The organism is Propionicimonas sp. T2.31MG-18, assembly GCF_964266745.1.
Taxonomy (GTDB): Bacteria; Actinomycetota; Actinomycetes; order Propionibacteriales; family Propionibacteriaceae; genus Propionicimonas.
The window spans coordinates 22,826-47,041 of the sequence record NZ_CAXWGX010000027.1 but is presented as its reverse complement, the minus strand read 5'-3'; the positions used below and the strand labels follow the sequence as shown (position 1 = coordinate 47,041).

The following is a 24,216-nucleotide window of genomic DNA, read 5'->3' as shown; positions in this document are numbered from 1 at the left end:
GATGGCGATGACCGAGATGTACGACGCGCTGGACGTGGCCCACCGCAGGGCCGTCGAGTGGCTGGACTCGCTCCCCGGCCGGAGGGTGCCCCCGTCGGCCACCAGCGAGGAGGTGGCCGCTGCGCTCGGGGACCTGCCCGAGGGCCCGCGTCCGGCCACGGAGGTCGTCCAGCTGCTCGCCGACGCGGCCGAGCCGGGGCTGACGGCGATCCCGTCCGGGCGCTGGTTCGGGATGGTGATGGGCGGGACGCTCCCCGCCGCGCTGGCCGCGGACTGGCTGGTCAGCGCCTGGGACCAGAACAGCGCGCTGCGGGCGGTCACCCCGGCGACCGTCGCGATCGAACAGGTGGCCGACCGCTGGCTGCTCGACCTCCTGGGCCTGCCGGCCGGCAGCGGCGTCGGAATGGTGACCGGCGCGACGATGGCCAACGCGACCTGCCTGGCCACCGCGCGCGACACCGTGCTGCGTCGGGTCGGCTGGGACGTGGCCGAGCGCGGGCTCGTCGCCTCGCCGGGCGTCCGCATACTCGTGGGGGCCGAGCGGCACGACTCGATCGACAAGGGGCTGCGCCTGCTCGGACTCGGGCGTCCCGAGCCGGTCGCCGCAGACGACCAGGGCCGGATCCGGGTGGACGCGTTGGAGGCGGCCCTGGCCGGCGGGGACGACCGGCCGACGATCGTGGTGCTCCAGGCCGGCAACCTGCACTCGGGGGCCTTCGACGACGTCGCGTCCGCGGTGCCGGTCGCCCACCGGGCGGGCGCCTGGGTGCACGTGGATGGCGCGTTCGGGCTCTTCGCGGCCGCGTCCCCGGCCCTGCGCCACCTGACCGCGGGCCTGGCCCTCGCCGACTCGTGGGCCACCGACGCCCACAAGACGCTCAACGTGCCCTACGACTGCGGGATCGCGATCGTCGCCGACGACACGGCGATGCGGGCGACCATGGGCATGCACGGCGACTACCTGATCCAGGACAGCGCCGGCGAGCCACTGGACCGGGTGCCCGAGATGTCGCGCCGTGCCCGGGCGACCACCGTGTGGGCGGCGCTCGCGTCCCTGGGACGCAGCGGCGTGGCCGACCTCGTCGAGCGGTACTGCCGCCACGCCCGGATGTTCGCCGACGGCATCGCCACCATCCCGGGCGGCGAGGTGCTGCACGACGTGGTGTTCACCCAGGTGTGCGCGCGGTTCGGCAGCGACGAGCACACCCGGGAGGTGGTGCGGCGCATGCTCGAGGATGGGACGGCGTGGACGACCGGCTCGCGGTGGCATGATCAGTCTGTGCTGCGGGTTGCCCTGTGCAACTGGTCGACCACCGACGACGACGTCGCGAAGACCCTGGCGGCACTTCGGCGGGCGGCAGCCTGAGGGGGTGTGCATGGAGGTGGTGGCCGCGGTGTTCACCGACGGCGAGCGGGTGCTCGCCTGCCGGCGCCGCAGCGGGCTCGCCGCGGGCGGCCTGTGGGAGCTCCCCGGAGGGAAGCTCGAACCCGGTGAGGACGCGGCGTCCGCGCTGGAACGGGAGATCTCCGAGGAACTCGGCGTCGAGATCGAGGTCGGGGAGCTGCTCGACCGCAGCGCCACCGTCGTGGACGGAGAAACCCTCACGCTGTCCTGCTACTTCGTCCGGCCGCTCGGCGAACTGCCCGTCCGGAGCACCGACCACGACCAGCTCTGCTGGTTCCAGCGCGAGCGACTCGTCTGGCTCATCTGGGCGCCGCCCGACCTGGCCGCCGTGCGCCGGCTGGCGTTCGCCTGCCCGGACCGCCCCTGAGCCGTCCCGGCTGGCCCGTCCCGCCGCCCCCGGCCACACTGGGGGCATGGCGCTGTTCCGACGTTCCCGTCCCGACGACCCCGACCTGGCCGCCCTGGTGGGCCGCCGACGCGTGCTCGCGTCCGGCAGCAGCGCCGAGGGGCCCGTGCTCGGCCTCGCCGACGCCCTGGTGCATCCCGGTGCCGGCGGCTGGCACGAGGTGTCCTGGCACGAGATCGAGCACGGCGGCTGGGACCACGCGTCCCGCACCCTGCGCTGGACCCGCACCGACGGCGGGACGGGTTCCGTCGTGCTCACCGACACCGGCCACCTGCCGGACCTGTTCAACGAGCGGGTGACCGCCAGCATCGCCTGCGTCCGCACGGTCGACCTCGACGGCACCGGACAGGCCGTGATCACCGCCCGCAGGGACCTCGGGAACCCGGACGGTCCGCTGGTCTGGCGAGTGGCTCCTGGCAAGGGCGTTCAGCCCGGGCAGGTGGATGCCGACCCGCGGGTCGCGCTCGAGCTGGCGCGGCTCCGCGCCGAATACGCCTGAGCCGGAAGTTCTGGTAACGTACCGACTCGCGCCCAGCGCGATCCCCTGTAGCTCAATTGGCAGAGCGTCGGACTGTTAATCCGTAGGTTCCTGGTTCGAGTCCAGGCGGGGGAGCTTCCCATGTCGGGCTGCCGGCCCGGGAGACACGACTGACAGTCGAGGGAGCTCATCCCCCTCGGGCGGGATGCGGGCCACCAGCGCCCCGGCGCGTTGCGGCCGGAGCTCAACGGGGCAGCGGTGCACGAACAACCGTGATTGCAGCCGACAGGCGCTTCGCCCGAGGATCTCCGGACGCCTCGAGGACACCGGAGGCGGCGCATGCTCTTCCTCGCAGCTCCAACGGCCATCCTCGGTCGGGGCGGCCGAAGTTGGAATCGGGACCGGACGGCTCTCCGGGAGATGGCAGTCAGGCGGTCTGGGCCAGGTAGTGCTGGATGCGTTTGTTCGTGGCGCGGTGATTGGCGTAGGCGAAGGCGATGCTGCCCAGCCCGGAAGCGACGAGGTAGCCGCCGATCGAGTAGCGCAGCAAGCGAGCGCCGAGCAGGGGCCAGATGAGCAGGGCGAGCGCGATGGCCAGCGAGAGCAGCGCGTCGAGCACGAGCACCCAGCGTCGTCCCGGGGTGCGCGATGCCTTGATCGCGACCATCAAGAGCGCGACTCCGCGTACTCCTGCACCGATCATGATGATCCACGCCACCAGTCGGATGGCGAAGAGGCTCCCGGCGAGCAGGCCGAGGGCGAACAGGACCTCGAAGGCGCCGACGATTCCCCACATGAGCCAGCCCTGGTGGCGTCGTTTCAGCCCGACGGCGCCGACCAGGGTCTGGACGCCGGTGATGCCAATCCAGACGGCCATGACCGCGGCCACCAGTTCGACCGGGATCGGGGCGGGCCACAGCAACAAGGGCAGGCCGAGGAGTGCCTGGAAGCCGCCGCTGATCAGCAGCCTGGTATTCAGGCCCCGGAGCTTCGCGGTGATCGGGTCCCTTCGGGCGGGTCGGCGCGGGTCGGGGTTCGTGGTCAGCGGCGGCAGCGGAACCCCGCGCACCGCGGCAGCAACCAGTTCGGCGCTGAACTCCGGATGGGAGATCCCCGGGGTGCTGTCGACCCTGACCAGGCCAGGTTCGGACTGGGCCCTGGCCGCGAGCCAGCCGGGCACCTCGCTCGACGGCCCGGGAAGCAAGAACCTCATCGGGGTCGCCATCCGGGAGAGCACGCCGACGATCGGAGTCGACACCAGGGCGTCCATCGACCGGACCGCGGGAACCACCTCCCGCTCCAGCCGTTCGTTGCCGATCCGTTGCATTCGCTCGTCCCGCGCGTTGGCCATCAGCGTGTCCCGCGAGGCCAGCAGCCGGGCCAACGCCGGGCTCGGATCCGCACCGCTCTGGTCGGGTAACAGCGGCGAGATCGCCACCACCCCGCTGACCGCGTGCGGAGCGACCGCAGCGCAGGCGAGCGCCACGTCGGCGCCGAAGCCGACGCCGACCACCTGGAATCGCTGTCCACCGAACAGTCTCTCCGCCGTGGAAAGGACGGCGGCCGCGTGGTCCTCCGGGGTGTAGCGGCTGGTCAGCGGCGCCGGGGAATCACCGAACCCGAGCAGGTCGAGGACGGCCACGTCGTGATCGGCGGCCAAGTCCTCGGCAACCCCCTCGCAGCTATGCCACGTCTCCTGCAGGTCCGGCAGCAGCACCAGGGGCGCCCCCGTGCCTGTCCGCAGCCCGACATTCAGGCTGTCGATCTCGTCCCGGAGGACCTCGACGGCAACCCGTTCGGGGGTGCTGCGGACCAGCAGGTGGTCAGCGGTCAGGCCCATGATCCGGCGGACCTCGAGATCGGGCTTGATCCGCTGCAAAGCGAGCGTCTGGTCCGGGCGCACGATCGGATCCCGAACCCCGAGGGCGAACACCGTCGGCATGGTCAGCTTCGGGAGGTCCTGCAGGATCGTGGCCTGCGAGATCGTGTTCTGCAGGGTGCGGGCCATGATGTCCCAGTGCTGGGAGATGTCCCCGGTCCGCATGAAGTCCTGCGCGAACGTCCTCAGCCGGCCGGCCGCCAGCTCATATACCGGCGTGTCGCGGTCCTTCTGCCGACCGACGACCTTCCACAACCAGGAGAACAGCAACGCCTGGGCGTACTCCATCCCGAAGCCACGCCGGTCATAGGCCTCCGGCGGCAGGTAGAACGGCGTCGACAGCAGGAACAAGCGACGCAGCTTCTCCGGGTACGTGGCGGCGTAACGCAACGCGATATCCCCACCCAGCGAGTAGCCGAACAGCAGGAACCGGTTGGTGATCCCCAGATCGGCCAGCGTCTGGTCCAACACCTGCGCCTGCTCGTCGGTCGAGTACTCGATGTCCAGGGGCTTGGGCGAGTCACCGAAGCCCAGCAGGTCGGGCGCGATCAACCGATGGCCAGAACCCAGCGCATCGATCAGGCCCCGCAGGTCGTCGGCGTTGGAGTTGATCCCGTGCAACAGCACGATCACCGGACCCTCGCCCTCATCGATCCGAACATGCAGCCTGAGGTCGGCGAGATCAGTCGGCATTTGAGACTCCTCCTCAGCGTCAAGGACGCGTCATGGGGCTACTTTGTCACCCAGTCGCGCTCTGCGTGCCGAACTCCTCGGGTCGGGCTCCGGTTCAGGGGTGGGGCAACGAATCGGTCGCGGGTTGGCCTCGGGACGTGGCGCCGGGCCGACCCCCTCAAGGAGTGGGACTTGCGAGCAGTGGGAGACGGCTCGCCAACGGTCCCGAACGACTCGCCGGCGGACGCGAAGGCCGCGGCCTCCTCGTCCGCCGGCGGGGCGGGTTCAGCAGGCTCTGTTCAGGCGAGAGCCTTCGCCTTGAGCGCGTCGTACTCGGCCTGGGTGATTGCGCCGGAGTCGAGGAGGGCCTTCGCTGAGGCGATCTGGTCGGCCGGGCTGCTGGCCGAGCCCGCGGCCTGCCGGATGTAGCGGTCCTGGGCGGCCCGCATGTCAGCCGCAGCGGCCATCTGGCGCTCGGTCATGCTCTTGCCCCGGGCGATCAGGTAGATCAGCCCGCCGATCCAGGGCAGCAGGATCAACACGACCGACCAGCCGGCCTTCCCCCAGCCGCTCAGGGTGGGATCGCGGAACAGGTCGACGATGCACTGGAACCAGATCATCACTGCCGAGATCCAGATAAAGAACCAGAAGCTCCACAGCATGAAATCAAAGATGTTGGTGAACACTGCCGTCCCTTTCGCTGAGCGAATCTGTTGCAGTCCCGGGCGGGCTCATGAATGAACCGAAATACGGCGAACCGACCGGTTCGGGAGATTAGGATCTGCTCCCTGGCCGGGTTTGGCGCATTCAGCCCAACCGAGGCTGCTTCTCAGCCTAGGCGTCGGGGGTCGCTGCGCGCAGAAATTGGGCCCAACTGGTCGACGCCACGGACGGGGCTCGACGATGGCTTCGGGCGCGGCGACCAGCGCCACTCACCGTTTGATCCCTACTCCCGGCGAAGAGGCAGCCGGACCCGGATCTGGAACACGTCGGTGGTGAGGGCGAGTCCTGCGGCGACGCCGACCGCGACGGCGAGGGAGGTGACGGTCGCGGCCCGAGGGTCGCGACACCTGCGGCGGTCTGGCGGTCGGCAAGGGCGAGCATCCCCTGGCACAAGGTGAATCCGGGTACCAGGGGCAGGATCGCGACCCCGGTGTAGACACTGGTTGCCGAGTCCCGCAGCCGTGCGGTGAGCGCGCCAACAGCCCCGACGCACGCGGCTACGACGGCGTAGGCGAACCAGCCCGACACGGTGCCGAGCTGAGAACCGAGGCTGGCAACGACCCAGCCTCCGGCGCGGATTGCGACTGCTGGCAGCAGTTGGGCCTTCGGCATGCCCCGGAAACGTGCTCCGGTTCACCGCGGTCCGGGTCGAATCAGCCGCCGATACCGCCCGCTGGCATGGCGTCAGCGAACGCGTCCTGGTGAGCGAGTACGGCCGCAGCATCGCCTTCTTCCACAACCTGATCGGCAGCCTCGAATCACTGTGAAGTCTCGGCCTGGCCGGGGTCCGACATCGAAGGAGTGAATCATGGCTGACTAATCGCAGATTCCGCAGCGGAGCCAGGAGTACCCGGCGACGGATCGAGCCAGAGACCTGGTCCGCTCCTCGATGGCGATCGACACGCTCTACTCGGGCATTTGGCCCACCCAGTGGTCCTCGCCCGAGGCTCCGGAGTTCCACCACGAGAGGGATCGCCTGATTGAGGCAGGATTCAAGGCAATCGAGGCATGCACCGCCGACATCGACACGGCAGTGACCGGGCCGGCTGGGCATCTTCTTCACCAACCAGTGGAACTCGATCTTCGAGGGAGACCCCGACCGGGTCGCGTTCTGGCGCGAACTCGGCTACGGCTACTGCTTACTCGCCTACTCGCCTACAACGGCCGCAACCCCTACGGCGACGGGTGCTTCGAGCCCGACAACGGGCATCCGCCCCACACGTCACCAGGCCGAGGACCATCCAAAGGTTCTGATCATTGCTCCGGCCCGATGAAAGATCGAGAGTAGGCTCAGGCACAGTCGAGGTCCTCGGTGGAGGGGTGCTTGGTCGTTCCTGATCCTGAGGGCTCGACCCCCTACCTCACCCCAACCAGCTCACCGCGGCGTGTCGCCCAGACCCACCGCAAGTAAGAAGAGCCATTAAACCCGAGTAGAACCTGGCACTGATCATGAGCGGGAAGATCTGAAGCGACACGATCAAGTAACCAAGCTCACGAAAGGAAGGGAGACGACCATGGAAACACTGCTCATCACGAATGCCTGCATTTTCGACGGCAATAGCGACACCCTCACCGCGCCCATGAGCGTGCTGGTGGAGGGCGACAAGATTACCAAAATTGCCACGACCATCCGGGCACCGAAGGGCGCAATGGTCATCGACGCCACGGGGCGCACCCTGACGCCCGGCTTCATCGATGCCCACGTGCACATTTCCATGCAGGTCGACTTCCGCGAGGTGTCGGCGATCGATGAGTACTACTTCGCGTTCGTGCAGCAGGATGAAGCGCTCAAGATGCTGATGCGGGGCTTCACCACGGCCCGCGACACGGGCGGCAACACGTTCTCGCTCAAACGGGCGATCGACGAGGGCCGCTTCCCGGGCCCACGGCTCTATCCATCTGGTGCCGTGATCTGCCAGACAGGCGGTCACGTCGATTACCGCACGCCCAACGCGATCCCGCGCCCCCGTGCCACGGATCCGGAGACGATGGTGCGAGTAGGGCATGCCGTCGTCGCGGACGGGGAAGCGGAAATGCTGATCGCTGCTCGAGAGCAACTGCGCAGGGGGGCGACACAGGTCAAGATCACGGCCGGTGGTGGCGCCGCCTCACCGGCTGACCCGCTGGACACCGTGCAATTCACCCCGTGGGAAGTCCGTGCCGTGGTTCGTGCGGCGCAAAACTGGCATACCTACGTGGCCGCGCATGTCTACAACAACGAAGGAATACGTATGTGCGTGGAGAACGGCGTCGAGTCGATCGAGCACGCCAACTTCATCGACGAACCGACGCTCGATCTGATTATTGCCAAAGGTGTCTGGCTCAGCGTGCAGACCCTGGTGTTCGTGAACACACCCGCCGGCATGAACGAGGGACAGATAGCACGATTCAAAGAAGCAGCTACAGGTCTCGACAACATGTTCAAGCTGATCAAGGCCAAGGGTTATAGACGCGTTGCATTTGGCACAGATATAATCGGCGACTCGGCATTGCTGGCGCGGCAGGGCGAGGAGTTTACCAACCGCGCGAAGTGGTTCAGCAACTCCGAGGTCCTGCGGCAAGCGACTTCCGCGAATGCGGAGTTGTTGGCAATGAGCGGACCGCGTAATCCTTACCCCGGAAAGTTGGGCGTGATTGAAGAGGGCGCCTACGCGGACCTGTTGCTGGTCAACGGCGATCCGTTGAAGGACATCTCCATCCTCACCAGGCCGGAGGAGAACCTCGCCCTGATCATGAAGGACGGGAAGATCTACAAGAACAAGGTGAATTAACTGCACTTGCCAGGCGGGCGGTACGGCGAGACGACAGTCCGCCCGTCTCCGTGGTTGCCGTGCAGACAGGTGCGACGCAGTCGGAGGTCTCTGAGTCGTGGCGAGCCTGGGCGCTTCAGTCTGTCAACGCTGGGAGGATCTGCTGCCCCGGACAACGGGGCTTGCCTTGACGACGCCTATGCGGACCTCTCGCCGAGTCAACTCGCGGACCTCTCGATGCTGGCGCGCGTGTCGTGGCTCCTGAGTAAGAGGACGAGCCGACGCCGAAGGGGGCATGGAGCGGGAAGTGCCGCTTCTGGTGGTGTGGCCCGAGGTAACCCGCCTGCCAGCGGCCCGAGGCACGCTTCCTCAGCCTGCCGAAGCTCCTTCTGCTCGCCACCACAGCCCGTTCTCCCTGCCGATATGGGCAACATATGGGCGACATAGTAGGCGACTTCGGGCAATGTGTGGCGACTTCTGTAACGACGCTACTCCCCCTGATGTTCCCTATTCATCCTAGTCACCACGCTCAATCGGCCGCTTCATACAGACAGGGGAGGTCGATCCCGAGTCTGGTTCGAGTCCAGGCGGGCGAGCCATTCGTGTGTTGCGGCTGACCGCGTGTGTCGCCACTGACCAGCCGAAGCCGCTGTCGGTCGCTGGAGGTCGTGTCGACGGAGAAGCCGTTCCGCCGTGCCGATGACCGGGGCCGAACGCTTCGGCATCGACCACGTCGGGTTCGCCGGCGACGACGTCCCCGCCTACCCGCCGCGGGTCACTGTGCCCGGTCCGGCTCCCGCCGGCGCGGGAGTGATCTTGCGGACCAGCAGGCTCAGTCCGAGGGCGAGTGCCGCGCCGACGGCGGTGTCGAGTGTGCGGGCGATGCCCCAGGAGAGGTACTGCCCCTGAGGTGCGCCATAGATGGTGACCACCATGACCGCCCCGGCCGCCACCGAGAGCAGGTAGGAGCGCTTCAGATAGGCGATCGCCGGCACGATGGCCGCGATCCCGAGCGCGTACGACAGCGGCCCGGGGAGCAGGCCGAGGACGAGCACGCCGGCGAACCCGATGATCGTGCCGATCACCCGCAGCAGTGACCGCTTGACTGTCTCCGGGTGCACCGGCTGGTACACCATCATGAAGGTGAGCAGCACCCACACCGGCATCTGGAAGCCCGGAGATACCGAGTGCCAGAACGTGAGCGCCGCCATCACCACGGCAGCGAGAACCGGGCCGATCACCTCCCGCCAGGACCACGGCGCAGAAGGAGGGCCCGCTTCGCCCATCGTCGCGTCGTTCGGTGGTGCCTCCAGCGGGGCAGCGCCTGAGGCGGCCCGCGTCGTGCGGCGAAGCATCGTGACCAACGCGACGACGAGCATCCCGACCGCCACGGCCGCCAGCGCGAACAGCAGCGAGATCCCCCACCCCGCGCCAGGCACTGCCGTCACCACCGCGATGAGGTAGACCAACATCAGGGTCGGGCCCACTGACTGTGACGGCTGCCACCGGCTCGGAACCGAGACCCACAGCGACACGGCGGCAAACCCGAGCGCCGCCGTCAGCGGGGATGAGGCGAACAGACTGGCCGCCACCACCAGGCCGACCGTGATCAGGCTCAGCGCGAGCCCCGCGCGCCAGCCGGCGGCCAACCCGCCGACGACCGCGATCAGGAACGGAAGGATGGTGAACACAGCCCGCTCCGGGTCGCCGAAGGCAGACGCCAACGCCACGCCTCCGGCCAGCAGGACCACCACCAGCACCGATAGACCCCAGTCACCTTCCAGCTCCGGGTCCCTGATCAGGTCATGCAACGATCGGGGTCTGCCTGTGGGGTGATCGGCGCTCTGCATTGTGCGTCCCTCCCCTGGGGGCGATCGACCGACTGGCTGGAGGATGGGTCGTGATCGAACATCGGCTCGCCACCACCAGGTCCGCGGGTCGACCGATCCTCGTCCTGCGTTGGACTTCCTCCTCGAAGAGCAGGCTCACCCGCTTCACCGGAAGCATAGGGCGAGTACGGCCGCGTGGGCGCGCTCCCCGAGCGGGAAGGAGGGTCAGCTCTCGGTTCCGGCCCCCCTGCGAGCGCGGGCCGGGGCGAGGGCAGCCTGGGGACTCACCGGATTCGGGCCGGCGCTCCTGCGGCGCTTGAGGGCCTTGTCGAGTTCGATGACGGCGGGGGTGATCGCGGCGAGTGCGGTGCACAGGAGCCACTCCCTCAGCGTGAGCCCGGTTGTCAGCAGCGCGGTCTGGAGGAATCCGAGTTCGGTCGCGAGCACGGTCAGCACCAGCGGGATCGCTGCCAGCCGGAACGCGGCCTTGACCGGGCCGACGAACCCGGGCTCGCGGAGCCGGCGTAGCGAGATCCCACTCAACACGCTGGCGAACGCGACGATCACCGCGGTCATCGTCATCGAGACGCTCGGGGCGTCCGGTCGCGGCTGATCTGGTCCGGCGATGAGCGGGATGAGCGCCGTGACGAAGATCACGAACCCGTACAACAGCCACCTCAGCACCGAGCTGGTGTTGGCAATGGTTACCTTCGGGTCCCGTGGCGGGCGGCTCATGATCCCCTCCCCGACGGGATCTCCGATGATGATGAAGACCGGGACCGAGGCGACGAAGAAGTTGAGGAACAACACCATCAGCGGGGACATCGCGACCCCGTCGTTGATCCCGAACAGGCTCGCGACCAGGAAGAGCAGAACGAGTGCGATCAGTTGGGACATCTGGTAGTTGATGTAACCCAGGATCTTCTCGTAGACCCCGCGTCCGAGTTGGACGGCATGGACGAGGGTGCCGAAGTTGTCGTCGGTGAGGATCATCTTTCCGGCCTGCTTGGTGACCTCGCTGCCCGATCCCATCGCAACTCCGATGTCGGCCTGTTTCAGCGCTGCGGCGTCGTTGACCGCATCCCCGGTCATGGCGACGATCTGACCGCGCGACTGCATCAGCTGGACCAGCCGGAGCTTGTCCTGCGGCGAGACGCGACCGAACACGTGGATCTGATCGAGCCGGTCGAGAACCTCCCCGTCGGAGAGCGCCCGGAACTCGGTCCCGCTGATGGCGCCTGCCCCCAGCCCGAGTTCCTCGCCGATGGCGGCGGCGGTGACCGCGTGGTCACCGGTGATCATCCGCACCTGGATGCCGGCGGCGTGCGCCAGGCGCACGGCCTCCTTGGCCGAGGGGCGGAGGGGGTCGATGATCCCGACCAGACCGATGAAGTCGAGCCCCTGGACAGCGGACATCGGGTCACCCAGCACCGCGGCCCGATCCGCAGGGTCGACCTCCTTCATGGCGAAGGCGAGGACCCGAAGCCCCTTCCCGCCCATCTCTGCGTTGGCCCGGGCAATGCCGTCGGCCTGGCTGTCCATCGGGGCGGAGGTCCCGTCGGAGCGCCGAGCCGTCGCGCTGCGTCCGAGCACGACGTCGGGGGCACCCTTGACGAGCATCACCGTGCGGGGGGTGCCGTCCAGGTTCACGTCATGCACGGTCGCCATGAACTTGTAGTCGGAGTCGAAGGGCACTTCGGCGACCCGCGGGTACTCGCGCCGCGTGGGCTCGGCGTCGACGCCCACCTTCGCCGCAAGCACCACCAGGGCCGCTTCGGTCGGGTCACCGACGACCTCGCCGTCATCGGAGACGGTGGCGTCGCTGGCGAGGGCGAGGCCCAGGCTCAGCCGGGTGAAGTCGGGGACGTCCTCGCCCGCGACGTGGAGGATCTCGCCAGTCTTGCGGTAGCCCTCACCCGTGATCGTGTACCAGTGGCCGAGGTAGAACAGCGTGGAAGCCATCATCTCGTTCAAGGTGAGCGTGCCGGTCTTGTCGGTGTTGATCGCCGAGGTGGACCCGAGCGTCTCCACGTCGGGCAGGCTCTTCACCACAGCCTTCGCCTCGGCGAGCTCGCCGGCACCGTAGGACAACATCATCTGTACGAAGGTCGGCAGGCCGGTCGGGATCGCCGACAGCGCCATGGCCACGCCCAGCAGCAGCACGTCCTCCACGCCCTGGCCCCGACCCAGACCCACCATGACGATCACGGCGACCGCACCCCAGGCAAGCAGGCCGATTACCCGGGTGAGGCTGTTCAGTTCCTTCTGGAGGGGCGACTTCACCGCCTTCACACTGGTGAGCATGTCTGCGATGCGCCCGACCTCGGTGCTCATTCCGGTCGTGGTGACAACCATCGAGCCTGTACCGCGGGTCACCGCGGTGTTCTGGAACAGCATGTTGGCCCTGTCGCCCAGCGACACATCGCCACCGCCGAGGGTCGCGACCGACTTGCCCACCGGTGCACTCTCGCCGGTCAGGGCGGCCTCCTGCGTCTCCAGCGTCGCGGCCCGCAGGATCCGGCCGTCAGCCGGGACGATGTCCCCGGACTCGAGCTGGACCAGGTCCCCCGGCACCACCGAGGTGGCGGCGATCAGTTGGAGCGCGCCGTCGCGGACAACCCGCGCCTGCGGCACCTGCATCCTGGAGAGCGCGTCGATGCTCGCCCGGGCGGCCAGCTCCTGGCGAGTGCCGAGGACAAGGTTCAGCACCACCAGCAGGGCGACAAGAATGGCGGTGGACTGCTGGGCAATCACCAGGCTGACCACACCCACGGCCAGCAGCATCAGGTTCATCGGGTCGGCGAGCTGTGCCAACCCGATCTTCCACGCGGACGGCGGCGGATCGGAGCGGAGCTCATTGGGGCCGATGTCGGCCAGGCGCCTGTCGGCCTCCTGCTGGCTCAATCCCCGATCGGGGTCGGAGGCCAGCGCGGACAGGACGGCGGGGACCTCCATGGTCCAGGGGCTCTGCAGGTTGCCGGGCGAAGTGCTCGACGGGTCGGCGTTGCTCATGGTTGATTCTCCAGCGGTTCGACAACGTTCGCGGTGGGAGCCTGACTGACTCAGAGCGGGACGCCGGTGCCGGGTCAGCGGGGCCCGAAGCGGAACGCCCGGACGATCTGGACGAGGCCGAGGATCACCAGGGATATCCCGAGAAGCCACCACAGGAACGCCGCGCCCCACAAGGGCGAGGTGAGCAGCGTTACCCCGGCCAGGATGCTGATGATCGCGAAGATGACGGTCCACACCTTGGACGCGGCGTCACCGATCAGGGTGAGCCCGACCACGCCCTCGATGATCCACACGACGCCGACCAGAACGCCCACGAGGCTGGCGAGCACGGCGGCGGCGATACCGAGATTGGCGAAGGCCACGGCCGACGCGACCAGGAAGACGGCGCCGAGCACGAGGTAGCCGACGCGCGGCCAACCCCCGATCCTGCGGGAGAACAGGCCGATGCCGAGATTGACCAACCCGGCGATCGCCGCGTACACGGCGATGATCCCGGCGATGACCATCGCGGTCTTGCCGGGCCAGGCCAGAATGACCACGCCGATGACAAGCGAAACGAGGCCACCCACGCCGAGAGCAGCGCGGATTGCATTGATCACGGACCTGTCAGCATTCTCCAGGCCGGATTCGACGTGGCTCGCAGACATCATGGGTCTCCTTCCAACGGTGCCGACACCGATCTCAGTCTCGCACCCACCGGGCGTTTCGGGTCGCGGCACGCGGTGATTCGTGGCGGCACCGGAGCATCCCCGAGGCTGAACGGGCGGGCCACGGGTGCCCTGTCCGATCCACCCCGATGCCGCGCGACTCAACGACGAAGCTGTCACCGCGCGAGGGCAGGGAGGAGCCCGGCTACCGGTCTGGCTGGAGCCTGGCGTCCTGTTTGGGGAGGGTGATGCGGTTCAGGATCAGCAAGAGGGATGCGGTGACGGGAACGGCGACAAGGGCGCCGAGGAGCCCCAGCAGAATGCCGCCGGCCATCGCACCGATCAGGACCAGCGGCCCGGGCACGTCGACCTGTTTCGACATGATGCGCGGAGTGATGACGTAGGCCTCGATCTGCATGTAGCCGAAGTACACCACCGCGAAGATCAACGCGGCCCACCACGAGGTGAACAGGGTGAAGACCCCCGCGATGATCCACATCAACACCGAGCCGATCATCGGGATCAGGGTGACGAACAGCGCGATGAACGCCATCAACGGCGCGAAGGGCATCTGCAGCAGACTCAGCAGGATGAAGGTGACGGCAGCGTTCAGGACCGCCAGGGTCACCTCGCCGGAGACGTAGGCGCCGACCGAATCCGTGATCTCGTCGATCAGGCTGGCCAGGGTTGCGCGGTTGTAGGCAGGGGCGAACCGAACCAGGGCGGCCTTGATCTGGTCCAGCGAGGCAATGAAGTAGAGGGTGAGGACCAGGATGATCGTCGTGCTGGAGATCGTGTTGATCAGTCCGACCCCGACCGCCAGCGCCCCGCCGCCGACGGCCATCAGGTTCTCCGGGTCCGACATCCAGGCCTGAACCTGGGCAACCATGTTGGTGTAGAGCCCCTGCATCGGGCCCTGGGTGAAAGCCTGGAACCAGTCGCTGTTCTTGACGTCGGCGAGGTACTGCGGGACTGCCTCGGCGAAGGCGCTGACCTGGGTGACGATCATCGGCACGATGACCCAGATGATGGTGGCGAAGACAAGGACGAATCCGGCGAACACCACGGTGATGGCCATCGCCTTGCTCAGCCGGTGCCGCTGCAGCCACGTCACGACCGGGCTGAGGGCCAGCGCGAGGAAGGCAGCCAGGGCGACCGACACCACGACGCTCGCCAGGGTCGCTATCCCCGTCGCCAGCCAGAGTGCGACGAGGGCGCCGGCGGTCGCCGTGAACCCCCAGGTGAACGACCGGCCCAGATCTACCCGTAACGGCGGGGTCGCGGGCGTCGGCGCCTCGGGCGGCAGCGGACCGGGCAGCGATGGCGCCTGCCGCTCCGGCCCCTGAACCGCCGCGTTCTCCTGCAGGTCATCCTCGACCGAGGACGACACGGGCACATCCTTGTCGGCCATACCGGTAGCGTAGGAGTTCAGGTCGGTGGCGTCAGTGAATTGCCTCCGACCTCGTGACCAAGGTGGCCGAGCGCCGGAGTCGCGAGGATGCCCCACGGGCGCCGGATCCGGCGTGCTAGCCTCGGCCAGCGACGGACGAACGAGAACGGACCTCCATGACCGCCACCCAAGGTGCTGCGCGGCCGCCCTGGTTCCGGCGGCTCCTTCCCCTGTCGAGCGTGCCGGCGGCGGACCCGCGCCCGAGCGCCAGTCCGAGGGATGCCAGAGCGAAGTTCGCCGTGTTGGCATCGCTGGACGCCGCCGTTCCCGAGGCCACGCAGTCGCGCCTTCTGGAACCCGTGGAAGAACCAGCGGCCACCGTCGTGATCTGGCACGGCTTCACGAATGCACCCTCGCAGTTCGTCGACGTCGCCGAACGGCTGCGGTCGGACGGGTACCGGGTACTCCTGCCGCGGATGCCGTACCACGGCGAGGCCGATGTTCTGACCCGCGACCTGCTCAGGCTCTCCAGTTCGGAGCTGATCGACCACCTGCACAGCGTGATCGACATCGCCTCCGGATTCGGCGGCCCCGTGTGGGTCGTGGGGCTGTCGGCGGGTGCAACGATGGCGGGCTGGGCGGCCGCGACCCGTCCCGAGGTCAGCCGGCTGGTGCTCGCCGCGCCGCTCGTGGCGCCGGTCGGCTTCCCCATGCCCCTTGTCCGGCTGTTCGTGAAGTTCCCCCGGATCGTTCCGCGGCTCTACTGGTGGTGGGACCCGCGGGTGAAGGCGGAGATCGTGGGCAGCCCGTACGCCTATCCGGGGTTCCCGCTCCCGGGCATCATGTCGTTCCTGCACCTCTCGGAGTGGCTGTACGACGGTTCGATCGGAGTTGACCACGACCTCGAGCGCACGGTTCTGGTGACGAACCCCGGCGACTTCGCGATTCGCAAGGATGTCGCGCGGGCGTTCGCGGAAGCGGTCTTCGCCCCCCGGTCGGGCTATTTCGGTGAGGCGCTGGTCGACGCGGACCTCAAGTGGATGCACGACTTCGTCGACCCCCGCTCCCCCTCGACCGGATCCACGGAGCAGGTGACCGCTCTCCTCCGGGCGGCGCTCGGAACCGGAGAGCCGACCGCAGGCGGTGTCCTGGTGTCACCGTTGGTCATCGAGCAGCCGAAGCACCCGTAGGCCATCCCGGACGGGAGGATTCAGGCCAGACGGCTGCTGACCTCGCGCAGGAGTTCGGCGGGATCCAGCCACATCGAGGGGTACTCGCCGTACCAGCGCTGCACACCAGCGGCGTCGATGAGCACGAAGCTGTGCCCCGGGAGGTCGGCGTGCATGCCCTTGCCGAGGGTGCCGTAGGCCCTCGAGACCGACCCGTCGTCGAGGAGGAAGGGCGTCGTGACACCGTAGCGGCCCATGTCCGCGGCGATGTCGGCCCTGCTGTTCATCACAACGGGCAGGACCGTGACACCGAGGGCGTCGAAGCCTTCCTTCCGCTTCTCGATCTCGGCCATCTGCATGATGCAGGCGCCGCAGCCGGCGCCCTCGTTGAAGTAGAGGAGGACGGGCTTGCCGCGGAGTCCGGACAGGGTGACGGTGGTGTCCGCGGTAGTGGCGAGGGTGAAGTCGGGCGCCGGGGTGCTGGTGGCTGCCGACGTGGTCTGGGAGGTGAGCAGCATGCCGGCGACCGCTGCGGCGACGGCAAGGCCCGCGACCCAGCTCATCCAGCGCCTGCGGCGGCTGCGCCGGGCTTCGGCTGCTGCGGCCGCCTTCTGGCGAGCGCGGAGTTCCTGGCGGGCGGTGTTGGTCATGGTGATCCTTCGTGGCGTCAGTGGCAGTGTGCGGACTGCTCGGGAACCGGGGTTGCCCGATCGTCTCCGGCCGGGGTGGGGGTGTCCGGGCCCGGTCGGCGTCCACGCCGCCCGATGAGCGTGGCCCAGACGAACACCCCGGCGACGGCCAGAAGACCCAGTCCGAGCACCGGCTCGGGCACGGGCTCGAGCCAGGCTTCGACCGAGGCGAACCAGCCGGCGAGCGCGCGACCCGTGGCGACCTGCAGCTCCGGTCCTCCGGTCATCTGCCCGGTGTTGGCCAGGTAGATGATGAAGCCGCCCATGATCGCGAAGCCGACAGAGACGATGACGTTCACCGTGTTGGTTGCCAGCGTCCACGCGCCGAGGCGGAGGGTGACCGGTCGGGCGACCGGCGCCTTCGTGGCCAGGCCGGTGGCGTCCCACACCAGGGCCATCACGAACAGCGGGAACGCCATTCCGAACACGTACGCCAGGCCCAGGCCGACGCCGCCGACCGGATTGCCGGCGAGTGCGGACAGCGTCATCACTCCGACCAGGACGGGCGCGCAGCAGCTGGACGCGATGCCACTGAAGACACCGAGCGCGAAGAAGCTGGCGCCATCGCCACGGCTGGTGTCGGGGGTTCTCAGGACTCCCGGGAGGCTCCACATCCGACCGGACAGCGTGAACGCGGCGAGGACGAGCATCAGGATGCCGCCGGCCCAGTACAGGACCGCGTGATACCGGGCGATAGCCGCGGCGATCAGGCTGATCCCCACCGTGATCGGCACCAGGATGGACGCGAGTCCCGCGGCGAAGAGGAAGGTGAGCGGGAGGAGTCGCCACCGCCGGTTCTTCACGGCCGCGGCCAGGTAGCTCGGCGCCAGGAAGACGATGCAGCACGGGGCGAACAGGGCGACGCCGCCGGCAAAGAACGCCGCCAGGACACCGCCCGTGGTCAGGAGGTCACCCACGACCGGCTCCGATCCCCGGCGTGCCGGACAGCAGTGAATCCAGCTTGCGCCGCGGGAGACGACCCGCGGAGAAGTACGTGCCGTCCACGATCAGCAGGGGGTTCATGGCCGGCCGGTGCTCGGCGAGCAGCGAGCGTCCCTCGGCGGACGTGGCCTCGACCACCCGCAGCTGGAGAGGTACGCCGCTGGCGATCATCCCCTCGAGGTGGCGGTGCGCGTCCTCGCAGAAGTGGCACCCGGGCGCGGTCACGAGGGTGAGCGCGGGACCTGGTCGGAGGGTGTGTTGGGTCATCGGTCGTCGCTCTCGGTGTGGATGATGTGGGCTCGGGGGTCCGGCACGGCGTCCATGGACGGCGCTGCGCAGTCCCCCGCCGCGAAGCCGGGCTGCTGCCAGGTCTGTGATTCGGGTCGTTGCCGCAGCGATGGCGGAGGCAGCTGGTGGGGGTGCCGGCCCGGGGTCAGGCCGATCGCGACGAGCATCCACCACACGCCGGCCCAGATGGCGGCCAGCACGACCACTCCGAACAGCCAGAGGACGGGCATGCCCATCCCGCCGAAGCCCATCACCGGGTGCCTCCTGAACTCGTCATGACTCCAGCCAACCGGGCGTCCACGACGAAATCCCGAAGCCGTTCTGAAGAATCGATGGAGATGGCCGGGGACCGTGGTGGTGTTCGGGCGGGTGGGCGGCATGATTTCGGCATGAGCGAACCCGCTGCCCTGACGCCGGCCCACGTGCTGGTCGTCGACGACGAGACGGTGCTGGCCGGAATGGTGGCCAACTACCTGCAGCGGGCGGGGTTCCGCACCAGCGTCGCCCACGACGGCGTCCGTGCTGTCGAGTTCGCACTCGCCGAGGCGCCGGACGTGGTGGTGCTCGACCTCGGACTTCCGGGCAAGGACGGGCTCCAGGTGTGCCGGGAGATCCGGCAGCGCTCGGACTGCTACATCCTGATGCTGACCGCCCGGAACGAGGAGATCGACAAGCTGGTCGGCCTGTCCTCCGGCGCGGACGACTACATGACCAAGCCGTTCAGTGCCCGCGAACTGGTCGCCCGGGTCCAGGTCCTGCTGCGGCGCCCGCGCGCCGACCGCGTGGTGGAGGAACCACCCCGTCTCATCGGGGCGCTGCGGCTCGACCCCGTGGGGCGGCGCGTGACGGTGCTCGACGTGGAGGTGGACCTCACCCGTACCGAGTTCGACCTGCTCGACGTCCTGACCGCCCGGCCGAGGGCGGCCTTCACCCGGCGCCAGCTGGTGGACGCCGTGTGGGGGCCTGACTGGGTGGGCGACGAGCACCTGGTCGACGTCCACATCGGGCACCTGCGCCGCAAGCTCGCCGCCGTCGCCGACCTGCCCTTCGTGGAGACCATGCGCGGCGTCGGCTACCGGATGGGACCGGGCCGGTGACCGGGCCGTCCCGCCCGGGAAGCCTCACCACCCGGCTGCTGATGTCGCAGGTCGCGGTGTCGGTGGCGATGGCGCTGACGATGATCGTGGTGGCGGCGATCGCCGGTCCCCCGTTGTTCGAGGCCCACATGCGGGAGGCGGGTCACGACAGTCCGGACGTCCTCGCCCACTCCGAGGAGGCGTTCAACACCGCCGGAACGCTCGCCCTGTTCATCGGCCTGCTGATCGCCGCCACCGGGGCCATCGTGGTGAGTGTGCTGATCAGCCGCCGGCTCCGTCGCTCGCTCGTCGACCTCGGCGACGCCGCGGCGCGCATCTCCGATGGTGACTACGCCCAGCGGGTCGAGGAACCGGACTCACGGGAGCTGGCCACCCTGGCCGGCAGCTTCAACACCATGGCCACCCGGCTCGACTCCATCGAGACCAGCCGGCGGCGACTGCTCACCGATCTCGCCCACGAGATCCGCACGCCCCTGGCGAGCATGGAGATCTGCGTGGAGAGCCTCGAGGACGGGGCCATCGAGCCGGGCCCGGAGGCCTGGCACATCCTGTCCAGCCAGATCGAACGGATCTCCCGGCTCGCCGACGACCTGGGCCAGGTGTCAGCCGCCGAGGAGGGACGGCTGAACCTCGCACTGGATCCGGTCGACCCCAACCTGCTCGCCGGCGACGCCGTCCTGGCGGCGAGGGAGGGCTACGAGCGCAAGCACGTCGCCCTCCAGGTCGTGCCCGCCGACGGCGCTCCCCCGGTCCGTGTCGACCGCACGCGGATCGCCCAGGTCCTCGCCAACCTGCTGTCGAACGCCCTCCGGCACACCCCGGCGGACGGGCAGGTGGTCGTCCGTGTCCTCGCCGAACCGGATGCCGTGAGCATCCAGGTCAGGGACACCGGGGACGGGATCGTGGCCGAGCACCTGCCCCACGTCTTCGAGCGCTTCTACCGCGCCGACACCGCCAGGGACCGCGACAGCGGCGGCACGGGTGTCGGCCTGGCGATCAGCCGGGCGATCGCCCGTGCCCACGGCGGCCAGCTGACGGCCGACAGCGCGGGCCAGGGCAGGGGCGCCGCGCTCACCCTTCGGCTGCCGGTGTCCGGAGCACCTTCATCGAAACAACACCGAACCGGCTAGAAACTCACCGCCACCGCACGAATGCTGGGCACGACCACCAACAGGAAGGCCCGGCATGCCGCACCCTCTCACTCGACGTGACCTGCTCACCGGCAGCCTCGGCCTCGGCGCCGCCGCGCTCCTCGGCGGCTGCACCCCGACCGCCACGGCGCCACCCACGAGCGCGATCGGCGTTCCCCCGACGCCGTCCCTCGGCAGGCCCGCGGTGACGGCGGTGCTTCGTCCCGGCGAGTCACCGGTCGACCTGGGCGGCATCATCGCCCGCACGTGGTGCTACGACGGGCGGGTGCCGGGGACGCTGCTGCGGGCGAAGGCCGGCGACGTCGTCCAGGTGCGAGTGCACAACGCGCTCCCGGTGGAGACGAGCGTGCACTGGCACGGCATCGCCCTGCACAACGCCGCCGATGGCGTCCCCGGCCTCACCCAGGACGCGATCGCTGCCGGTGCCGACTACACCTACACGTTCACCGCGCCCGACCCCGGCACCTACTTCTTCCACCCGCACAGCGGCGTCCAGATCGACCGCGGGCTGTACGCCCCGCTGGTCATCGACGATCCGGCCGAGCCCGGCGCGTACGACCACGAGTGGGTGCTCGTCCTCGACGACTGGACCGACGGCGTCGGCTCCAGCCCGGACGACATCCTCGCCGCCTTCCGAGCCGAACGCGGGACGGTGAGCGACGGCATGAACCACGACATGTCCGGCATGGGGGGCATGGGCGACTCGCCCCTGGGAGACGTCGGTGACATCGCATACCCGCACTACCTGATCAACGGCCGCGTCCCGGCCGCGCCGTCCACCCTCACCGCGAAGCCCGGGCAGCGAGCACGCATCCGGCTGATCAACGCCGCCGCCGACACCCTCTTCCGGCTCGCGATCGGCGAGCACGCGATGACCGTCACCCACACCGACGGCTTCCCGGTCCAGCCCGTCGAGACCCGGGCGCTCTACCTCGCCCAGGGCGAACGCGTGGACGTCCTGGTGACCTTGGGCGACGGCGTGTTTCCCCTGGTCGCACACGCCGAGGGCAAGGACGGCCAGGGGCTGGCGCTGATTCGCACCGGTGCCGGGTCCAGACCGGCCGCCGACGTGCACCCGTCCGAACTCGACAGCGGGCCCCTGCTGCTGGCGACGCTGATGCCCGCCGAGTCGGCACGGCTGCCCGGGCGCGAACCCGACCAGGTGGAGCAGGTGACCCTGAACGGCCAGATGCGGCCCTACGCGTGGGGAATGAACGGCACGACCTTCGGGTCCGACACCCCGATCCGCACCAGCGCCGGACGGCGACTGCGCCTGCAGATGACCAACATGACCATGATGGCCCACCCGATGCACATCCACGGTCACACCTGGTCGATGCCCGGCAACGGGGGCCTCCGCAAGGACACCGTGCTGGTGCTTCCCATGCAGACCGTCACCGCCGACCTCCAGGCGGACAATCCCGGCCGGTGGGCCTACCACTGTCACAACATCTACCACGCGGAGATCGGCATGATGACCACGCTGCAGTACTAGGAGCCGGCAGACTCCGAGCGGCCCGGCCGCAGGTCGAGCCGGCGCAGCCACTGGGCGTTGAGCGCCACCACGACGGTGGACAGCGACATCAGGATCGCACCCACCTCCATCGGCAGGGTGATGCCGACGGGTGCGAGCAGACCGGCGGCGAGCGGCACCGACACCAGGTTGTAGCCGGCAGCCCACCACAGGTTCTGGAGCATCTTGCGGTAGCTGGCCGTCGACAGCTCGATCACCGACACCACCGTGCGCGGGTCGTCGCCGGCGAGGATGACCCCGGCCGAGGCGATCGCCACGTCGGTGCCGGCACCGATCGCCAGGCCCACGTCCGCCTGGGCCAGTGCCGGGGCGTCGTTCACGCCGTCGCCGACCATCGCGACCCGTTGGCCACCGGCCTGCAGCTCGGCGACCTTCGCCGACTTCTCCTCCGGGCGCACCTCCGCCAGCACGGTGTCGATGCCGAGCTCCGCTGCCACCCGGTCGGCGACCGGACGGGCGTCGCCCGTGATCATCGCGACCCGGACACCGAGCCGGTGCAGGGCTGCGACCGCCTGCGCCGACTCCGGACGGACCTCGTCCGCCAGGCCGAGCGCTCCCACCACCTGGCCCGCGCGGACCACGAACAACCTGGTGAGGCCCGCCCCGGACCCCTCGGCCGCGTCGAACGGGTCGCTCTCCCCGAGCTCGCCGAGCAGTCGTGGGCCGCCCACCCGGATCTCCACGCCGTCGACGTCGGCGCGGACGCCGAGGGCCGGCTGGGACGCGAAGCCGCTCGCCGACGGCACCGTGACCTCGCGTTGCGACGCCGCGCGGACGATCGCCCGCGCCAGCGGGTGCTCGCTGTCGGCCTCCGCCGCTGCGGCGAGCGCCAGCACCTCGGACGCGGACGTGCCCGTCACCGCGTCCACCGTGACCACCGCGGGCTGGCCCTTGGTCAGGGTGCCCGTCTTGTCGAACACGACCGTGGTGACGGTGCGCATGGCCTCCAGCGCCAGGCGGTCCTTCACCAGGACGCCGGCCCGCGCGGCACGTTCGGTCGAGATCGCCACGACCAGCGGGATCGCCAGGCCGAGCGCGTGGGGGCAGGCGATCACCAGGACCGTGATCACCCGGACGACGGCCTGGTCCGGCAGACCCAGCAGCGTCCACACGACCCCGGTCACGGCGGCGGCGGCGAGCGCGAACCAGAACAGCCAGGCCGCGGCGCGGTCGGCAAGGCGCTGAGCGCGCGAGGTGGAGGCCTGTGCCTGCTCGACCAGCCGGCGGATCCCCGCCAGCGTCGTGTCCTCCCCGGTGGCGGTCACCTCGATCCGCAGGCCGGAATCGGTGCTCACCGTGCCTGCCGTCACGGCATCGCCCACCGCACGCCGGACGGTTCGCGACTCACCGGTGACCAACGACTCGTCCAGCTCGGCCTCGCCCTCGACGATGCGCCCGTCGGCCGGAACGCGGCCACCGGGCCGGACCAGCACCACGTCGCCGACCACCAGATCGGCGGGTGCGAGCTTCTCCACCGTGTCGCCGCGGACCACCTCGGCGGTGTCGGGCAGCAGCGCCGCCAGAGAGTCGAGAGCGCTCGTGGTCCGGGCGAGCGACCGCATCTCCAGCCAGTGGCCCAGCAGCATGATCACGATCAGCAGGGCCAGCTCCCACCAGAACTCGAGCGTGTGGCTGAGCAGCCCCAGGGTGGCGCCCCAGCTGGCCAGGAACGCGACGGTGATCGCGAGCCCGATCAGCAGCATCATCCCCGGCCGCCGGGACCGGAGCTCGTCGACGGCCCCGGCGAGGAACGGTGAGCCGCCCCAGGCGTACAGGATCGTGCCGAGCACGGGCGGGACCCAGGCGATCAACCCACCGTCCGGCACCTCGTAGCCGAGCAGCATCGCGAACATCGGCGACAGCGCGACGACGGGGACAGCGAGAGCCAGCATCACCCAGAACAGCCGCCGGAAGCGCTGGACGTGGTCGCCGTGCCCGGAGTGACCACCGTGCCCGGCGTGTCCGCCCGATGCGGAGTGTTCGGTGTGGCCGCTGTGCCCGGAGCCGCCGGCATGTTCGCCGTGGCCCGTGTGCTCGACAGTGCCGGTAGGAGCCGGATGCCCGTCGTGGACGCCGTGTGCTGTCATCTTCATCCTCCTCGGATACCCCCGGTAGGTATCTGTCCGAACACGGTGCCGGCAGGGGCGCATTCCCC

21 protein-coding genes and 1 tRNA gene are annotated in these 24,216 nt (G+C 69.3%); 10 read left to right on the top strand and 12 right to left on the bottom strand.

Features of this window, described 5'->3' with window-relative positions:
• Positions 1-7 precede the first annotated feature (7 nt).
• From ACFQQJ_RS13285 to ACFQQJ_RS13270, 4 genes are all read left to right on the top strand, one after another.
• Positions 8-1,366: a pyridoxal phosphate-dependent decarboxylase family protein gene (locus ACFQQJ_RS13285; protein WP_377107122.1), complete on the top strand. Its 1,359-nt coding sequence runs from the start codon at positions 8-10 to the stop codon at positions 1,364-1,366.
• A gap of 10 nt (positions 1,367-1,376) precedes the next feature.
• Positions 1,377-1,772 carry a (deoxy)nucleoside triphosphate pyrophosphohydrolase gene (locus ACFQQJ_RS13280; protein WP_377107121.1) on the top strand — a complete coding sequence of 132 codons (396 nt, stop codon included), beginning with the start codon at positions 1,377-1,379 and terminating at the stop codon, positions 1,770-1,772.
• Positions 1,773-1,818: 46 nt separating this feature from the next.
• Positions 1,819-2,310 (top strand): hypothetical protein, encoded by a 492-nt coding sequence (locus ACFQQJ_RS13275; protein WP_377107120.1) that lies wholly within the window; start codon positions 1,819-1,821, stop codon positions 2,308-2,310.
• 41 nt (positions 2,311-2,351) lie between these two features.
• Positions 2,352-2,424 (top strand) — tRNA-Asn (locus ACFQQJ_RS13270).
• 292 nt (positions 2,425-2,716) lie between these two features.
• On the opposite strand, the gene ACFQQJ_RS13265 is transcribed toward ACFQQJ_RS13270, so the two are convergent.
• The 3 genes from ACFQQJ_RS13265 to ACFQQJ_RS13255 form a co-directional block, all read right to left on the bottom strand.
• Complete coding sequence (locus ACFQQJ_RS13265; RefSeq protein WP_377107119.1) at positions 2,717-4,861, bottom strand: alpha/beta fold hydrolase; 2,145 nt, start codon at positions 4,859-4,861, stop codon at positions 2,717-2,719.
• Between the two features lie 278 nt (positions 4,862-5,139).
• Positions 5,140-5,526 (bottom strand): SHOCT domain-containing protein, encoded by a 387-nt coding sequence (locus ACFQQJ_RS13260; protein ID WP_377107118.1) that lies wholly within the window; start codon positions 5,524-5,526, stop codon positions 5,140-5,142.
• A gap of 148 nt (positions 5,527-5,674) precedes the next feature.
• On the bottom strand, positions 5,675-6,175 hold the full coding sequence (locus ACFQQJ_RS13255) for a threonine/serine exporter family protein (protein ID WP_377107117.1): 501 nt from the start codon (positions 6,173-6,175) through the stop codon (positions 5,675-5,677).
• Between the two features lie 11 nt (positions 6,176-6,186).
• On the opposite strand from ACFQQJ_RS13255, the gene ACFQQJ_RS13250 reads away from it, so the two are divergent.
• On the top strand, positions 6,187-6,330 hold the full coding sequence (locus tag ACFQQJ_RS13250) for a hypothetical protein (protein WP_377107116.1): 144 nt from the start codon (positions 6,187-6,189) through the stop codon (positions 6,328-6,330).
• 747 nt (positions 6,331-7,077) lie between these two features.
• Positions 7,078-8,334 (top strand): amidohydrolase family protein, encoded by a 1,257-nt coding sequence (locus ACFQQJ_RS13245; protein WP_377107114.1) that lies wholly within the window; start codon positions 7,078-7,080, stop codon positions 8,332-8,334.
• Positions 8,335-9,074: 740 nt separating this feature from the next.
• On the opposite strand, the gene ACFQQJ_RS13240 is transcribed toward ACFQQJ_RS13245, so the two are convergent.
• The 4 genes from ACFQQJ_RS13240 to ACFQQJ_RS13225 form a co-directional block, all read right to left on the bottom strand.
• Complete coding sequence (locus tag ACFQQJ_RS13240) at positions 9,075-10,124, bottom strand: FUSC family protein (RefSeq protein WP_377107113.1); 1,050 nt, start codon at positions 10,122-10,124, stop codon at positions 9,075-9,077.
• Between the two features lie 243 nt (positions 10,125-10,367).
• A complete protein-coding gene (locus ACFQQJ_RS13235) occupies positions 10,368-13,154 on the bottom strand; it encodes a cation-translocating P-type ATPase (protein ID WP_377107111.1) in 2,787 nt (928 codons plus the stop codon).
• 74 nt (positions 13,155-13,228) lie between these two features.
• Complete coding sequence (locus ACFQQJ_RS13230; RefSeq protein WP_377107110.1) at positions 13,229-13,753, bottom strand: HdeD family acid-resistance protein; 525 nt, start codon at positions 13,751-13,753, stop codon at positions 13,229-13,231.
• Positions 13,754-14,006: 253 nt separating this feature from the next.
• Positions 14,007-15,212, bottom strand: coding sequence for an AI-2E family transporter (locus ACFQQJ_RS13225; RefSeq protein WP_377107108.1), 1,206 nt, complete (start codon positions 15,210-15,212; stop codon positions 14,007-14,009).
• A 338-nt stretch (positions 15,213-15,550) separates the two neighbouring features.
• On the opposite strand from ACFQQJ_RS13225, the gene ACFQQJ_RS13220 reads away from it, so the two are divergent.
• A complete protein-coding gene (locus tag ACFQQJ_RS13220; protein ID WP_377107107.1) occupies positions 15,551-16,381 on the top strand; it encodes an alpha/beta hydrolase in 831 nt (276 codons plus the stop codon).
• A gap of 20 nt (positions 16,382-16,401) precedes the next feature.
• Here the strand turns inward: ACFQQJ_RS13220 and ACFQQJ_RS13215 are convergent, their stop codons facing one another.
• Genes ACFQQJ_RS13215 through ACFQQJ_RS13200 form a run of 4 tightly spaced genes read right to left on the bottom strand, consistent with a single transcriptional unit; the run spans position 16,402 to position 18,533 of the window.
• The gene (locus ACFQQJ_RS13215; protein ID WP_377107106.1) at positions 16,402-17,010 is read right to left on the bottom strand and encodes a peroxiredoxin family protein; all 609 of its coding nucleotides are present in this window, start codon (positions 17,008-17,010) and stop codon (positions 16,402-16,404) included.
• 17 nt (positions 17,011-17,027) lie between these two features.
• Positions 17,028-17,966, bottom strand: coding sequence for a cytochrome c biogenesis CcdA family protein (locus ACFQQJ_RS13210; RefSeq protein WP_377107104.1), 939 nt, complete (start codon positions 17,964-17,966; stop codon positions 17,028-17,030).
• Positions 17,959-18,258 carry a glutaredoxin gene (locus ACFQQJ_RS13205; RefSeq protein WP_377107103.1) on the bottom strand — a complete coding sequence of 100 codons (300 nt, stop codon included), beginning with the start codon at positions 18,256-18,258 and terminating at the stop codon, positions 17,959-17,961. The genes ACFQQJ_RS13210 and ACFQQJ_RS13205 overlap by 8 nt, the downstream gene beginning before the upstream one ends.
• The gene (locus ACFQQJ_RS13200) at positions 18,255-18,533 is read right to left on the bottom strand and encodes a hypothetical protein (protein ID WP_377107101.1); all 279 of its coding nucleotides are present in this window, start codon (positions 18,531-18,533) and stop codon (positions 18,255-18,257) included. Before ACFQQJ_RS13200 ends, ACFQQJ_RS13205 begins: the two co-directional genes overlap by 4 nt.
• Before the next feature lie 135 nt (positions 18,534-18,668).
• On the opposite strand from ACFQQJ_RS13200, the gene ACFQQJ_RS13195 reads away from it, so the two are divergent.
• Genes ACFQQJ_RS13195 through ACFQQJ_RS13185 form a run of 3 tightly spaced genes read left to right on the top strand, consistent with a single transcriptional unit; the run spans position 18,669 to position 22,022 of the window.
• The gene (locus ACFQQJ_RS13195; RefSeq protein ID WP_377107099.1) at positions 18,669-19,376 is read left to right on the top strand and encodes a response regulator transcription factor; all 708 of its coding nucleotides are present in this window, start codon (positions 18,669-18,671) and stop codon (positions 19,374-19,376) included.
• The gene (locus ACFQQJ_RS13190) at positions 19,373-20,506 is read left to right on the top strand and encodes a sensor histidine kinase (protein ID WP_377107098.1); all 1,134 of its coding nucleotides are present in this window, start codon (positions 19,373-19,375) and stop codon (positions 20,504-20,506) included. The genes ACFQQJ_RS13195 and ACFQQJ_RS13190 overlap by 4 nt, the downstream gene beginning before the upstream one ends.
• Positions 20,507-20,561: 55 nt before the next feature.
• Entirely contained in the window at positions 20,562-22,022 is a 1,461-nt protein-coding gene (locus ACFQQJ_RS13185) for a multicopper oxidase family protein (protein WP_377107096.1), read from the top strand.
• Here ACFQQJ_RS13185 and ACFQQJ_RS13180 read toward each other — a convergent pair.
• Positions 22,019-24,148 (bottom strand): heavy metal translocating P-type ATPase, encoded by a 2,130-nt coding sequence (locus tag ACFQQJ_RS13180; protein ID WP_377107095.1) that lies wholly within the window; start codon positions 24,146-24,148, stop codon positions 22,019-22,021. The genes ACFQQJ_RS13185 and ACFQQJ_RS13180 overlap by 4 nt on opposite strands.
• Positions 24,149-24,216 lie beyond the last annotated feature (68 nt).